The sequence below is a fragment of the Phyllobacterium sp. NPDC097923 genome, assembly GCF_044760925.1.
Classification (GTDB): Bacteria; Pseudomonadota; Alphaproteobacteria; order Rhizobiales; family Rhizobiaceae; genus Phyllobacterium; species Phyllobacterium calauticae.
This window is the reverse complement of sequence record NZ_JBIWBL010000002.1, coordinates 683,494-697,500: the sequence shown is the minus strand read 5'-3', so window position 1 is coordinate 697,500 and position 14,007 is coordinate 683,494. Positions and strand designations below refer to the sequence as shown.

At 59.5% G+C, this 14,007-nt stretch carries 10 protein-coding genes; 1 reads left to right on the top strand and 9 read right to left on the bottom strand.

Annotation, left to right across the window (positions count from 1 at the left end; all coding sequences use genetic code 11):
* The first annotated feature begins 56 nt into the window (after positions 1–56).
* A complete protein-coding gene (locus tag ACIQWS_RS15815) occupies positions 57–2,009 on the top strand; it encodes a M23 family metallopeptidase (protein WP_403180946.1) in 1,953 nt (650 codons plus the stop codon).
* A gap of 15 nt (positions 2,010–2,024) precedes the next feature.
* Here ACIQWS_RS15815 and ACIQWS_RS15810 read toward each other — a convergent pair whose 3' ends face one another.
* From ACIQWS_RS15810 to ACIQWS_RS15770, 9 genes are all read right to left on the bottom strand, one after another.
* The gene (locus ACIQWS_RS15810) at positions 2,025–3,452 is read right to left on the bottom strand and encodes a L,D-transpeptidase family protein (RefSeq protein ID WP_403180944.1); all 1,428 of its coding nucleotides are present in this window, start codon (positions 3,450–3,452) and stop codon (positions 2,025–2,027) included.
* Positions 3,453–3,623: 171 nt separating this feature from the next.
* Positions 3,624–6,236 carry an ATP-dependent chaperone ClpB gene (clpB, locus tag ACIQWS_RS15805; RefSeq protein ID WP_403180941.1) on the bottom strand — a complete coding sequence of 871 codons (2,613 nt, stop codon included), beginning with the start codon at positions 6,234–6,236 and terminating at the stop codon, positions 3,624–3,626.
* 208 nt (positions 6,237–6,444) lie between these two features.
* The gene (locus tag ACIQWS_RS15800; protein ID WP_346308187.1) at positions 6,445–7,179 is read right to left on the bottom strand and encodes a DUF4167 domain-containing protein; all 735 of its coding nucleotides are present in this window, start codon (positions 7,177–7,179) and stop codon (positions 6,445–6,447) included.
* A 295-nt stretch (positions 7,180–7,474) separates the two neighbouring features.
* Entirely contained in the window at positions 7,475–8,344 is an 870-nt protein-coding gene (gene prmC, locus ACIQWS_RS15795; protein ID WP_403181046.1) for a peptide chain release factor N(5)-glutamine methyltransferase, read from the bottom strand.
* A 4-nt stretch (positions 8,345–8,348) separates the two neighbouring features.
* Positions 8,349–9,428, bottom strand: a complete 1,080-nt coding sequence (prfA, locus tag ACIQWS_RS15790; RefSeq protein WP_403180938.1) for a peptide chain release factor 1 — start codon at positions 9,426–9,428, stop codon at positions 8,349–8,351.
* A 24-nt stretch (positions 9,429–9,452) separates the two neighbouring features.
* Positions 9,453–11,693, bottom strand: coding sequence for a phosphoenolpyruvate--protein phosphotransferase (gene ptsP, locus ACIQWS_RS15785; protein ID WP_223613508.1), 2,241 nt, complete (start codon positions 11,691–11,693; stop codon positions 9,453–9,455).
* A gap of 153 nt (positions 11,694–11,846) precedes the next feature.
* Positions 11,847–13,100: an aspartate kinase gene (locus ACIQWS_RS15780; protein WP_182552176.1), complete on the bottom strand. Its 1,254-nt coding sequence runs from the start codon at positions 13,098–13,100 to the stop codon at positions 11,847–11,849.
* A 189-nt stretch (positions 13,101–13,289) separates the two neighbouring features.
* Positions 13,290–13,601, bottom strand: coding sequence for a type II toxin-antitoxin system RelE/ParE family toxin (locus tag ACIQWS_RS15775; protein WP_403180931.1), 312 nt, complete (start codon positions 13,599–13,601; stop codon positions 13,290–13,292).
* 2 nt (positions 13,602–13,603) lie between these two features.
* Positions 13,604–13,864: a type II toxin-antitoxin system ParD family antitoxin gene (locus ACIQWS_RS15770; protein ID WP_346308191.1), complete on the bottom strand. Its 261-nt coding sequence runs from the start codon at positions 13,862–13,864 to the stop codon at positions 13,604–13,606.
* Positions 13,865–14,007 lie beyond the last annotated feature (143 nt).

The following is a 14,007-nucleotide window of genomic DNA, read 5'->3' as shown; positions in this document are numbered from 1 at the left end:
CCGAAAAATCAAATAAGCCTGCATCAATAACGGCGACAGGATCGACACTGAGAAGCATGAAAGAGTACGAGGGGCACTCATCCATCGATCCGGGCAACGAACCGCCGTTGATTACAGACGGGCGTCGCGGCCCGCCCGATCGCCGTGAAATATCGGCACGATGGCTGGCCGGGACCTTTCTGACCGGCATTACCTCCAGTGTATTGATGGGTGTGGCCCTGTTTGCCGCGCTTGATGGCCGCGAACAGCTGGCGACGCCGCCGGAACTGATGGCCCGCACCATCGTCCCTACCGCCAGAGACAACAGCAGCGTGGCCAAGGGCACGCGCGTTGCCGCGACCACGCCGGTCCGCCGCAACCGCGACCGCCGCCGTCTTGATGTCTCCACGGTCTTCAAAGAGGGCGAACGCGACGTCATCCGCTCCACACCATTCGAATATGTCCGCATCGCGCTTGCCTCTGTCCACAACAGCAACCGCAAATATCCCGGCTTCAACCCGCTGGACGTGTTTGCCGAGGCCAACGAAGGAACCGACCCCACCCCCAAGACCGGCATGATCTACGGCGCCAAGGTGGAAAGTGAAGTCAGCCTGCGCACCGTGGACTTTCCCCTCGCCACCGCACAATTCGATCCGTCGGACGATTTGAGCGCCGACGAAGTGGAAGACGTTGTCCGCAACACCGGCGCGCTGCTGACCGACGGCGCGGTTCAGGTAGCCTCGCTGCACTACGTGGATCCCCTGCGCTTCGGCGCCGACGAGGACCCTTTCAACCTGCGCAATCCGCTTGCGGTCAAGATCATCCAGGAAAATGTCAGCGTCTCGCCCCGAATGGGCGAAGATGCCGAAAGCCATGGCTACTCGGAAGAGCTGATCCCGTTCCGCAACGACAAGGACATCCTCGGCGCCTTCAATGAAGCGGGCTACGAGGACGAAGATGCCACCGGCATGTCCGAAGCGATCGCGAAACTTCTCAACTCGCCGCGCCTCAAGGGCGGTAGTGTCCTGCGCCTGGGGATTGAATCGCACGACGGTGTCGACCGGATCATGCGGTCGAGCGTCTACAACGGCACCACGCACATTCTGACCATCGCCCTCAACGACAAGGACCAGTATGTGCCGGCCGACGAACCGGAGATGACACCGGGACTGCAGCTTGCCTTTGACGACAACCCGCCCGCCTCGCGCCAGCCCGGCGATCTTCCCACGGTCTATGACGGCATTTATCGTGCGGGCATCGCCTATGGCATGACCGACACGATGATCCAGCAGCTGATCCGCATGCTGGCGTCGGATGTGGATTTCCAGGCGCAGCTTGCCCCGACCGACCAGCTGGAAGCGTTCTTCTCGCTGCCGGCCGATTCGGAAAGAGCGGGCGACGAATCGGAGATACTCTATGTCGCCGCCAATTTCGGCGGCAACCTGCGCAAATTCTACCGATTCCATTCGGCCGACGGCTCGACCGATTATTATGACGAGAACGGCCGCAGCTCAAAACAGTTCCTGCTGCGCAATCCCGTGCCCAATGGTGTGTTCCGCTCGCCGTTCGGCATGCGCCGCCACCCCATTCTCGGCTATTCCCGCATGCATACGGGCGTCGACTGGTCCGCGCCGCGCGGCACGCCGATCATCGCGGCTGGCAACGGCGTGGTCGAACGCGCCGGCTGGACCAACGGCTATGGCAACCAGACGGTCCTGCGGCATTCCAACGGTTATGAAAGCAGCTATTCGCACCAGAACGCCATTGCGGCCGGTGTGACACCGGGTGCCAAGGTCCGGCAGGGCCAGGTGATCGGCTATCTCGGCTCGACCGGTCTGTCGACCGGTCCGCATCTGCATTATGAAGTCATCGTCAACGGGTCGAAAGTGGACCCGATGCGCATCCGCCTGCCCGGCGGAAGGGCGCTCGGCGGCGATGATCTCACCGCCTTCAAGCGCGAGCGTGAGCGCATCGATCAACTGCTGAAGGACGATAACGGCAACGCACCCAAGGTTGCCGCCAGCGGCTGACCGCTGCTCCAGGTTTTACTCCTGAAACTCCACGGTCACGCCTTTCTGCACCAGCTTCGACAATTCCGTCGCATCCCAATTGGTCAGGCGGACGCAGCCATGGCTGTTGGTCTTGCCGATCTTTGACGGTTCCGGCGTACCGTGGATGCCATAGGTCGGCTTCGACAGTGCGATCCAGACCGTGCCCACCGGCCCATTGGGACCGGGCGGAATGGTCAGCACCTTGTTGTTTTCGCCCTGCTTGAAGTTCAGCTTGGGATTGTAGGTGTAGTTGGGGTTGATCGCGATGCGCTCCACCTGCACGATCCCTGACGGCGATGGCGTATCGGTCGAGCCGATGGTTGCGGGATAGGCCACGATGAGCCTCCCCTCGGCATTATAGCCGCGCACCTGCTTGCGGCCCTTGTCGGCGATGATCTTGGTCACCGAACCGCCGACATTCTGGCCGGGATTGGCAACCTGGATCACCGTGCCGGGGCGATTGAAATCCGCGCCCGGATTGATTTCCTTCAGGTAAGCCTCGTCCATGTGAAAGCGCTCGCCCAGCATCTCGGGAACAGAGGTGAACGCCATCCGCTCGAGCTGGGCCTTGTGGCTGTAATCCTCGGGGATCGAAGCAACGAAGGGATAGGCCGCATCTTCCGATGTGATCGTATAGGCAACGAAGGCAGGCCCGCCCGTCTGTTCGAGCGAGGCATTGATTCCCGCTTCGTTGAGCGGGTCGAATTTCTGGCCGGTCATTTCCTCGAAAGCCGCCACGGCCTTGTCGACATTGCCGCCCTTGCGGCCGTCGATGACGCCGGGCGAAACGCCGACCCGGTCGAGGAGCACCTGGATGGCGGCGATCTTGCTCTTGGCGCCCTGCCCCTTGGGCAATTGCACGGTGGGCGCCGGATTGGGATGTGCAGGAATAGCTTCCTGCGATGGTGGCGATGCCAGATTTTCGCCCGGCATTTCCGGATCGATCAGACCGGGAGACGCCGGCGCCATATCCGGCTGATTGTTGGCCGGCGGCAGCGGCGCACGCTCGACCGTGCGATAGTCGCGCTCGGACGGTTGCGATGGTTGCCCCCGATACGGGTCGTTCGGGCGATTCGCATAGGGATCTTCGGGAATTGATCCGGTATCGTAGGGATCCTGCGGCGCATCGGGAAAATAGTCGATGCCGCGGCCGTCATTGGCATCATTGCGCGGCTCTTCGACCGAAACCACCCGGCCACGGCGATCCACCGTCACCCGGCGGTTATACTCATCGAAATAAACGCGGTATTCGCCGCGGCGCGGCCGCCGGTCCGATTCGAACAATTGCGCAACGGCAAAGGGCGCCTGATTCGCCTGGGCGCTTGCCGTGAGGCTTGCCGCCTGCACGGGGGATATAGGCGCCGATACCGCCGGAATGGCAGCAAAAAGCAATGCAAACACAATCAAATGACGAAACGCCATATTTTCAACTTCCGGTTTCTGCTAACGCACTCTTAAGCATAAATGACCGACTTTCCTGTCTTTATGGTTAATGCGGCGCTTTTATCGTCGCATCTACAGCATGAAGCAGACATGAAAATGGCCGCCATGCGGCGGCCATTCCGATTCTTCGCTTCTTTGCCGGAACAGGGCTCAAGCTGCTTCGCTCTTGTCCCGATCGGGCGCGGATTTGACCGACCTGAAATTGAGCCGATCGGAACCCGCGGTGATCTTGACGGTCGAACCATCGAGAATCTCACCGAGCAGGATCTTCTCCGCCAGCGGATCCTGCACCTGCTTCTGGATCACGCGCTTCAATGGCCGTGCACCATAGGCAGGATCATAGCCCTTGTCCGCCAGCCAGTGGGTTGCATCCTCGTCGATCTTGATGGTGATCTTGCGATCCGCCAGCAAGGACTGCAGACGCTCCATCTGAATCGCCACGATCGCCCCCATTTCGTTCCGCTTCAGGCGGTGGAACAGGATGATCTCGTCCACGCGGTTGAGGAATTCCGGCCTGAACGAGGCCTTGACCACATTCATCACGTCCTCGCGGGCGCTTTCCACATCCTGGTCTTCGCGCAGCGCGGTCAGATATTCCGCACCCAGGTTGGACGTCATGATGATCAGCGTATTGCGGAAATCCACCGTCCGGCCCTGGCCATCCGTCAGACGCCCGTCATCGAGCACCTGCAACAGCACGTTGAACACATCCGGATGCGCCTTTTCGATCTCGTCGAACAGGACAACCTGATAAGGCCTGCGCCGGACCGCTTCCGTCAGCGCTCCACCTTCCTCATAGCCGACATAGCCGGGAGGCGCACCGATCAGACGCGCGACCGAATGCTTCTCCATATATTCGGACATGTCGATGCGAACCATGGCGGTTTCGTCGCTGAACAGGAACGCGGCCAGAGCCTTGGTGAGCTCCGTCTTGCCGACACCGGTCGGTCCGAGGAAAATAAACGAGCCAATCGGCCGGTTCGGATCCTGCAGACCGGCACGGGCACGGCGCACGGCTTTGGAAACGGCCTGAACCGCTTCACCCTGTCCGATGACCCGCTTGGCCAGTTCGTCTTCCATACGCAACAGCTTTTCACGCTCGCCTTCCAGCATCCGGTCAACCGGGATACCTGTCCAGCGGGACACAACCTGCGCGATATGATCAGGTGTGACGATTTCCTCGACCATCGAGGTCGATCCATCCTGCTGCTCGGCCTCTGCCAGCTGCTTTTCCAGCTGCGGGATCGTGCCATAGGCAAGCTCGCCCGCCTTCTGGAATTCACCGTTGCGCTGCGCGGCTGCCAAGGCATTGCGCGCTTCATCCAGCTGACCTTTCAGGTCAGCCGCATGCCCGAGCTTCTGCTTTTCCGACTGCCAGGTGTTGGTCAGGGCCGTGGACTGTTCCTCAAGTTCGACAAGTTCCTTTTCCAACCGCTCCAGACGGTCTTTCGATGCATCGTCCTTCTCGACCTTCAGGGCTTCGCGTTCGATCTTCAGCTGCATGATGCGGCGGTCGATTTCGTCGAGTTCTTCCGGCTTGGAATCCACCTGCATCCGCAGGCGCGCCGCGCCCTCGTCAATCAGGTCGATCGCCTTGTCCGGCAGGAAGCGGTCGGTGATGTAGCGGTTCGACAGCGTTGCGGCGGCAACCAGGGCCGAATCGGAAATGCGAACCTTGTGGTGCTGTTCGTATTTCTCCTTCAATCCGCGCAGGATCGAAATCGTATCCTCGACCGATGGCTCGTCGACAAACACCGGCTGGAACCGCCGGGCCAGTGCCGGGTCCTTTTCCACGTGTTTGCGATACTCGTCGAGTGTCGTCGCGCCAACGCAATGCAGTTCGCCGCGTGCCAGGGCAGGTTTCAGCAGGTTCGATGCATCCATCGACCCTTCGCCCTTGCCGGCGCCGACCAGCGTGTGCATCTCGTCGATGAACAGGATGATGTTGCCATTGGCCGACTGCACTTCGGAAAGCACACCCTTCAGGCGCTCTTCAAACTCGCCGCGATATTTCGCACCGGCGATCAGCGCACCCATGTCGAGCGCCATCAGCTGCTTGTCCTTCAGGGACTCCGGCACGTCGCCATTGACGATGCGCAGCGCCAGCCCTTCGGCGATAGCCGTCTTGCCGACACCGGGTTCACCGATGAGAACCGGATTGTTCTTGGTACGGCGCGACAGGACCTGGATCGTCCGGCGGATTTCGTCGTCGCGGCCGATCACCGGGTCGAGCTTGCCCGACCGCGCATCGGCGGTCAGATCGCGCGCATATTTCTTCAACGCGTCATAGGTGTTTTCAGCGGAAGCCGAATCGGCGGTGCGGCCCTTGCGGATATCGTTGATAACCGCATTGAGGCCCGCGGCGGTCACGCCCGCGCGGCTCAGGATTTCCGATGTCTTTGCCGACTTCTCGATGGCAAGCGCCGTCAGCAGCCGTTCAACCGTGACAAAACTGTCGCCGGCCTTCTTGGCAAGCTCTTCCGCCGTGGCGAAAACCTTGGCCAGCGGCTGGGCAAGATACAGCTGTTCGTTGCCGCCGGTTACTTTCGGCAGCGCATTGAGCGCGGCCTGCAACCCCAGGCGCACATCGGCTATACGTCCGCCCGCCCGCTCGATCAGCGATGCGGCAAGGCCTTCCTCGTCATCGACGAGAACCTTGAGCAAATGCTCCGGTGCAAACTGCTGGTTGTTGGAAGAAAGTGCAAAGGTCTGTGCAGACTGGATGAAGCCGCGAACGCGCTCAGTGTATTTTTCAAGATTCATTCTTTGTCTCCTTTTCCCCAGAACCCTGAAGCGGCATCCTGGAGTCTTCTGGTGACGGATCCCCTGCAAGAGGCAGATCCATACGGTCAAAGCTCATATGGGAATGCTTTCCTGCGCCCGCAAGATACTCCCAAAGCAGGAATTTGAAAAAAGAAAACGGCGCGGAAACTATTCCGCGCCGTTTGCAAAATCAGGTGTTTGACGTGGGTCAGACGTCGGATTCGACAGCTGCCCGGCGTTTCTTCACTTCGGCCACGATGCTGGCCGGGGAAAGATCATTGGCGGTATCTGGAGCAGCAGCAGCAGGCGCTGCATTTTCCTCGGTTACGCGCGGCTCACGCGGACGCGCTGGCCTGCGGCCACGCGGTGCCCGGCGTGCCGGCTTTGCTTCAGCCGCTTCCTGGGATTCGCCGGATTCCGCTTCCGTTTCGCCCTCATCACTGGAGGCGTTCTCTTCGGCAACCGGAGCCTGGTTATACTGCCTGCGCTGCTGATGCGGCTGCCGCTGGCTGACCGGCTCTTCGCCATAGGCAACTTCCGCAGGCGTTCCTTCGATCACAGGCTGCGGTCCGCTGCCATTGATCTGCTGGTGCTGAACCGGACGGTCCTGCTGCTGTTCATTGCCGTCATCATCGTAGACACCATCATCGTCCTGGTCATCGCGGTCATCGCGCTGATACTGAACGGGTGCCTGAGCCTGAGCAGCAAGAATGATTCGATTGTAATGTTCGGCGTGCTGGAGATAGTTTTCTGCCATCACGCGATCACCACTGCTCTGTGCGTCGCGCGCCAGAGTGGTGTACTTTTCGGCGACATGCTGAGCATTTCCCCGGATTTTAACGTCGGGACCGTTGCTCTCGTAGTTACGGGAAAGTGGGTTGGGACCTTTGCGGTTGTTGTTACCGCGTCCGCGCATGCGCCTATTCTGCTGTACTGGCCTCATACTTATCTCTTTTCAGAAAATCAGGGGCGCTCATTTGCTCACCATTTGAGTCAAAAAGCTTCGCTTCTCAAGTGCCGACCTGAAGCGCGCCCCGCGCTTCAATCGCATCCAAAGTTCATAAAACTTTTGTGCTTCCGCTAAAACCATCCCTCCAAGAACAATTCCGAGGAGAAATCAAACACCCGGAAAATTCCGTATCAATCTCTTGATAGGCAAAACCAGACTTGTTCGGTTTAGAGCGGTGACTGGAAACTAGCCGCCTTCGCGACAAATTCCAAGCCTTTTTTCAATAATTTTACAGCTTCATGAACAACATTGCTCTTTCGTGCCCGGCGATATCCGTCTGCAGACCCTTCAAGGCGAAGCCTGATCTTGCAAAAATCGCCTCGACATCCATCCGCTGATCATAGCCGATTTCCACGGCAATTGCGCCGTTCACGCGCAGATGCCTGTCCGCCTGTTCCGCAATGATGCGATAGGGCTTAAGGCCATCCGCGCCGCCATCCAGCGCCAGAACCGGATCGTGCATTGCCACTTCGGGCTGCAAATCCACTATGTCTTTCGACCGGATATAGGGCGGATTGGAAATTATCATGTCAAATCCGCCAGTTACCTCAGCAAACCAGTTGGAATGCAGCACGGCGAACCGATTGGACACACCATTGAGATGGGCATTGTCGCGCGCCGTTACAAGAGCGCCCGGCGCAATATCCACGCCGATGGCCCGCAGATGCGGGACCTGACCCAGCAAGGCAATGGCGATGGCGCCTGTGCCCGTTCCAAGGTCGATGAGATCGGCAACGCCGTTCTCCGCCACGCGTTGCTGCAGAAATGGCAGGGCAAGTTCGACCAGCGCTTCCGTGTCGGGCCGGGGCTCCAGCGTATCGGCGGACAGTGAAAATTCCAGCCCGAAAAAGGCGCGCCGGCCGATGATCCGGTGGACTGATTCGCCGTTGATTCGCCGGTTAAGCACCGCGTCGAGCCGGGTCAGGACGTCCGCCGCCACCTCATTGTGCGGATTGCGGATCGTTTCAAGCCGGTCAAAGCCGGTGATCCATTCAACGAGAAGGCGCGCATCAAGCTCCGCATTTTCAATGCCAGCTTTGTTGAGGACAGAACGGGCCTGAATGTGGACATCAGCAAGGCGCGAACCACCTTCAACCATGCCGTCAATACCCGTCATTCATCTGGGCGAGAAGCGCTGTCTGATGGTCGGAAATCAGCGCCCCGATCAGTTCGTCCAGATCGCCTTCCATGATGCGGTCGAGCTTGTACAGCGTCAGGTTGATGCGATGGTCGGTGACGCGGCCCTGCGGAAAATTATAGGTGCGGATGCGCTCCGAACGGTCGCCGGAGCCCACCTGGCTGCGCCGTGCTTCCGAACGCTCGCTGTCGGCCTTCTGCCGCTGCATGTCAAACAGCCTGGACCGCAGCACCTGCATGGCGCGGGCGCGGTTCTGGTGCTGGGATTTTTCCGCCTGCACCACGACGATGCCCGAGGGGATATGCGTGATGCGCACTGCCGAGTCCGTCGTGTTGACGTGCTGGCCGCCCGAACCCGACGCACGCATCGTGTCGATGCGGATATCTTCGGCGCGAATATCGATATCGATTTCCTCGGCTTCCGGCAGAACGGCAACAGTGGCGGCGGAGGTATGGATGCGGCCGCTTGCTTCCGTATCGGGCACGCGCTGCACCCGGTGCACGCCCGACTCGAATTTCAGCTTGGCAAAAACCCCCCTGCCCGAAACCATGGCGATCACTTCCTTGTAGCCGCCGGCTTCACCATCGCTGGCCGAAATCAGCTCGACCCGCCAGCCATTGGCCGACGCATAGCGTTCATACATGCGGAAAAGGTCGCCGCCAAACAGCGCGGCTTCCGAGCCGCCCGTTCCCGCGCGGATTTCCAGAATGGCATTGCGCTCGTCGGCGACATCCTTCGGCAGGAGCAGAACCTGAATGTCCTGTTCCAGCGCTTCGATACGTTCATTGATATCAGGCAGTTCCGCCTCAGCCAGATCGCGCATATCCTTGTCGGTCGCCGCATCGTTGAGCATGGATTTCAGATCGTCAGCTTCGCTGCGCGATGCCAGCAGATCGCGAATCCTGGCAATCACCGGTTCCAGCTCGGAATATTCCGATGCGAGCTTCACATAGGTGTCGGAATCCGGATTGCTCGCCATCTGCGTTTCAATCATGGAAAACCGCTTCAGCAGCTGATCCATACGATCCTGCGGAATGGACATCATTTTAGTTCATTACCTCTGCAGATTTCACAGCGCAACGCCTGTTCGCTCTGCGAATTTGTTCAGGACATGCCGCAGCGAACCGGTGTCGCCGTGATTGTCGATGGCATCGGTGAGCTGCGCATGCAATTCACCGACATCGAGTGTACCCAGCATCGCCTTGATCGGACCGATGGACGCCGGCGACATGGAAATGGAGCGGAAACCCAGCGCGATCAGGGCCATGGCCGAAAGCGGCTTGCCTGCCATTTCCCCGCACAGCGTCACGTCCGTATTGTTGCGGACGCCAGCCTGCGCGATCTGGCGCAGCACCCGCAGGAACGGCACCGACAGATTGTCAAACCGGTCGGTGATCATCGAGTTGCCGCGATCAACCGCCATGACGAACTGGAACAGGTCGTTGGAGCCGACCGAAACGAAATCGACCACCGACATCAGTTCATCGAGCTGCCAGAGCAGCGACGGCACCTCGACCATTGCACCGATCTTCACCCGCGTCGGCAGGTTGTGGGCAAAACGCGAGAGGTGCTGCACTTCGCGGTTGATCAGTTCGCTCGCCTTGCGCACCTCAGCCACTTCCGTGACCATCGGAATCATCAGGCGCAATTCACGCCCGCCGGCTGCCTTCAGCAGGGCGCGTACCTGCGTGCGCAACAGGCCGGGACGGTCGAGCGTCAGGCGGATCGCCCGCCACCCCATCGCAGGGTTTTCCTCGTTCACATTGCTGCGGAAATAGGGAAGCACCTTGTCGCCGCCGATATCCAGCGTGCGGAATGTCACCGGCCGGTCACCGGCAGCATCGAGCACCGAACGGTAAAGCCGCTCCTGCTGCTCGGCCCGCGGGAAGGTCGACGCCACCATGAATTGCAGTTCCGTGCGGAACAAGCCGATACCTGCAGCGCCAGCTTCCGCCAGTTGCGGCAGATCGACGAGAAGTCCCGCATTCATCAGCAATGTGATGGGCACACCGTCCTTGGTTACAGATGGCTTGTCACGCAGCTCGCGATAAAGCGCCTGGCGCTTGGCGCGGAACTTGACCTTTTCCGAATAGGCCGCCTCAACATCCGCCTGCGGGCGCAAATGCACCCTGCCATCATCGCCATCGACGATGACCGCATCGTTGTTTTCAGCCATGGAGACGACGCCCTTGACCTGACCGGCCACGGGAATACCCATGGCGCGGGCCACGATCACCACATGGCTGGTCGCCGCACCGTCTTCCAGAACCAGGCCGCGCAGGCGTTCACGCGGATAATCAAGGAGTTCGGCAGCGCCCATCGACCGGGCAATGATGATGGCATCCTTGGCCAGCGAACCGGCCATGGTCTTCACGTCACGGCCCATCAGTTGGCGCAACAACCGGTTGGCAAGATCATCGAAATCGCTGAGCCGTTCGCGCATGTAGGGGTCGGTCAGATGCATCATTCGCGCACGCGTGTCGCTCTGCACCTTCTCCACGGCTGCTTCTGCCGTCAGGCCATTGCGGATCGCCTCTTCGAGACGCCGAACCCAGCCGGTGTCATGCGCGAACATGCGATAGGCTTCCAGCACTTCGCGGTGTTCACCTTCAAACGCCACGTCGCGGCGCGACAGCATGTCATCGATGGAAATGCGCAGCGAACCCAGCGACGTTTCAAGCCGGTCGATTTCCGTATCGATGTTTTCGTTGAAGAGATTGGTGACGACGATGCGCGGCTCGTGCAGCACGACATGGCCAAGGCCGACGCCATCATTGAAGGCGCTGCCGGAAAAGCTCATGGGCTTGCCGAGATCCAGCTCGACACCCGGCCGCGCCAGTCGGGTCAGGCTGCCCGCGGCGACCATTTCCGCCAGGACCATCGCCGTGGTTTCGAGCGCTTCGACTTCGTCCTCGCGGTAGACCCGCTTTGTCCGGTTCTGCACAACGAGAACGCCAAGCGTCCGCCCGGCCCGCAGGATCGGCACACCGAGGAAGGAGTTGTAGATTTCTTCACCCGTTTCCGGCAGGTAGGCGAAGGCCGGGTGGGTCTGGGCATCCGTCAGGTTGAGTGGCCGGGCGCTCGAAGCGATCGTACCGACCAGACCCTGGCCAAGCCGCAACTGCGCCAAGTGAACTGCGGACGGATTCAAACCTTCGGTGGCATAGAGTTCGAGAACACCGTCCGAGCGCAGGACGTAGAACGAGCACACTTCCGCGACCATGTTCTGCGCGATTTCGCGAACGATCCGGTCAAGCCTCTCCTGCGGCTCAAGAGCCTCCGCCATCAATTCGCGGAGACGCTTCAGCATGACACGAGGACCTGATATCTGCTCGCGCGTGGGCACCCATCTGCTCCATATTATTATTGGCAAGACCGGAATGGTCTTGCCAATCAACTCTTTGATTCATCATGTCAGTCGAGACGTTCACCGACAAACAGAATCTCTGTCTTAGACGGTAAATTAATGCTTATCCAGACCGTAGACAGAATGCAAAGTCCGAACCGCAAGTTCCGCATAGGGACCGTCGATCAGAATGGAAATCTTGATTTCCGACGTGGTGATGGCGCGAATGTTGATGCCCTTGTCCGCCAATGCGCGGAATGCCGTTGCCGCAACGCCCGCGTGGCTTCGCATACCGATGCCGATCACCGAGACCTTGACCATGCCGGCTTCCGACTGGATGATGTCACAACCGATCTCTGCCTTGACCTTTTCCAGAACAGCCAGCGCCTTGTCGAGATCGCCCGAGGGAACCGTAAAGGTCATGTCGGTTTTCGATCCGTCCTCGGAGATGTTCTGCACGATCATGTCGACATTGATGTGCGCTTCGGCCAGCGGGCCGAAAATGCCGGCGGAAATACCGGGACGGTCTGCAACACGGCGCAAGGAAATCTGAGCTTCGTCCTTGGCGTAGGCAATTCCTGTTACAACCTGCTGTTCCACGATTTCTTCCTCGTCGCAAATAAGTGTACCGGGCGGATTGATCAGATCACCCATGCCCGGCGCATCGGGGTCTTCGAAACTGGATCGCACAAATGTGCGCACTTTGTGCACCATCGCAAGCTCGACGGACCGCACCTGCAGAACTTTCGCCCCAAGGGACGCCATCTCGAGCATTTCTTCAAACGAAATGCGTGACAGCCGGCGGGCCTTCGGTTCGACGCGCGGATCGGTGGTGTAGACGCCATCGACATCCGTGTAGATGTCGCAGCGGTCCGCCTTGACCGAGGCGGCAATCGCCACGGCGCTCGTATCCGAGCCGCCACGGCCGAGCGTCGAAATGCGGTTGTCCGGGCCGATGCCCTGGAAACCCGCGATGACGGCAACCTGCCCCTCCTTGAAACGCTCGATCAGAAAAGAGCCGTCAATGTCGATGATGCGCGCCGCGCCATGGGCATTGTCCGTCTTGATCGGAATCTGCCAGCCCTGCCAGGACCGCGCGTGCACGCCCATGTGCTGAAGGGCAACCGCAAGCAATCCGGCCGTCACCTGCTCGCCGGAGGCGACAATGGCATCGTATTCGCGGGCATCGTGCATCGGCGAGGTCTGGCGGGTCCAGGCGACGAGCTCGTTGGTTTTCCCTGCCATTGCGGAAACGACGACCGCGACTTCGTGCCCTGCATCAACTTCACGTTTGACATGCCGGGCCACATTACGGATGCGGTCGATATCGGCCACCGAAGTGCCGCCGAATTTCATCACAATGCGTGCCATGGGAAATACCGTTCTGGAAAGGCTTGAAAATGGGATCGAAAACGATCCGCCCTGTCGAAAGCGGAGCGCGGTTTCCCATAACGAAATTATGACGCAACTGCAAGAACGCGAGATCAAGCCCGTCAGGTTTTTGGACGCAGCCTGTCGTTGAAGGTCAATCTTGGTCCTCGGACAAAAGAAACGTGAAATTCAATCACGATTCTGCAAGAGATCGGCGGTGATGTCGCGCCCACCATAGAAAACGCCCAAAATCAGCACACGATCCGATGTCACCGCAAACGCGATGCTGACGCTGCGCCTGTACCCGATGATGCGCACGCCCGCCATGATGTCGTCCCGAATGCTACCGCGTTTGGGAAACGTCGCCAGCCCAAGACAACAGTCCCGAATACCGGCCAGAAACGCTTGCGCACGCTCCGGATTGGCATTGGCACGGATATAGTCGTAAAGTTCAACCAGTTCCTGCTCGGCCCGTGGATGAAATACGACCTTGTAATCCATGGCTACCTGGCTTTCGCGCCACGGCCCCGTGCCTCGAGAGCAGCGAACACGTTCTCGGCAGGAATACCCATGGCCGGATCCTTCTGCAGTTCCTCCAGCCGACTGGGAATTTCTTTGCGCAGCCAGTTTTCCCGCGCCTCTTCAAAATCTTCCAGCATACGCAGACCTGCCCGCACAACCTCACTGGCATTGTTATAGCGACCGGTTTCGAGCTGTTTCTTGATGAAACGCTCATAATGGTCCCCGAGTGCAATGCTTGTCATGGCATCCATTCCTCAACGCTGTTGCGACCATAATTGGCGCATCATTTGATAACAATAGATACTAATGGATAACATACGGGCCGAGGAAGCGGAATTTGCGTCTTGACATTTTTTGCCGGAAGGGGCCACTCCAGAGGCAGCAA

Coding starts and splice junctions, on each gene's coding strand:
- ACIQWS_RS15815 (WP_403180946.1), top strand. CDS start 57: ATGAAAGAGTACGAGGGGCACTCATCCATCGATCCGGGCAACGAACCG.
- ACIQWS_RS15810 (WP_403180944.1), bottom strand. CDS start 3,452: ATGGCGTTTCGTCATTTGATTGTGTTTGCATTGCTTTTTGCTGCCATT.
- clpB (WP_403180941.1), bottom strand. CDS start 6,236: ATGAATCTTGAAAAATACACTGAGCGCGTTCGCGGCTTCATCCAGTCT.
- ACIQWS_RS15800 (WP_346308187.1), bottom strand. CDS start 7,179: ATGAGGCCAGTACAGCAGAATAGGCGCATGCGCGGACGCGGTAACAAC.
- prmC (WP_403181046.1), bottom strand. CDS start 8,344: ATGGTTGAAGGTGGTTCGCGCCTTGCTGATGTCCACATTCAGGCCCGT.
- prfA (WP_403180938.1), bottom strand. CDS start 9,428: ATGATGTCCATTCCGCAGGATCGTATGGATCAGCTGCTGAAGCGGTTT.
- ptsP (WP_223613508.1), bottom strand. CDS start 11,693: ATGCTGAAGCGTCTCCGCGAATTGATGGCGGAGGCTCTTGAGCCGCAG.
- ACIQWS_RS15780 (WP_182552176.1), bottom strand. CDS start 13,100: ATGGCACGCATTGTGATGAAATTCGGCGGCACTTCGGTGGCCGATATC.
- ACIQWS_RS15775 (WP_403180931.1), bottom strand. CDS start 13,601: ATGGATTACAAGGTCGTATTTCATCCACGGGCCGAGCAGGAACTGGTT.
- ACIQWS_RS15770 (WP_346308191.1), bottom strand. CDS start 13,864: ATGACAAGCATTGCACTCGGGGACCATTATGAGCGTTTCATCAAGAAA.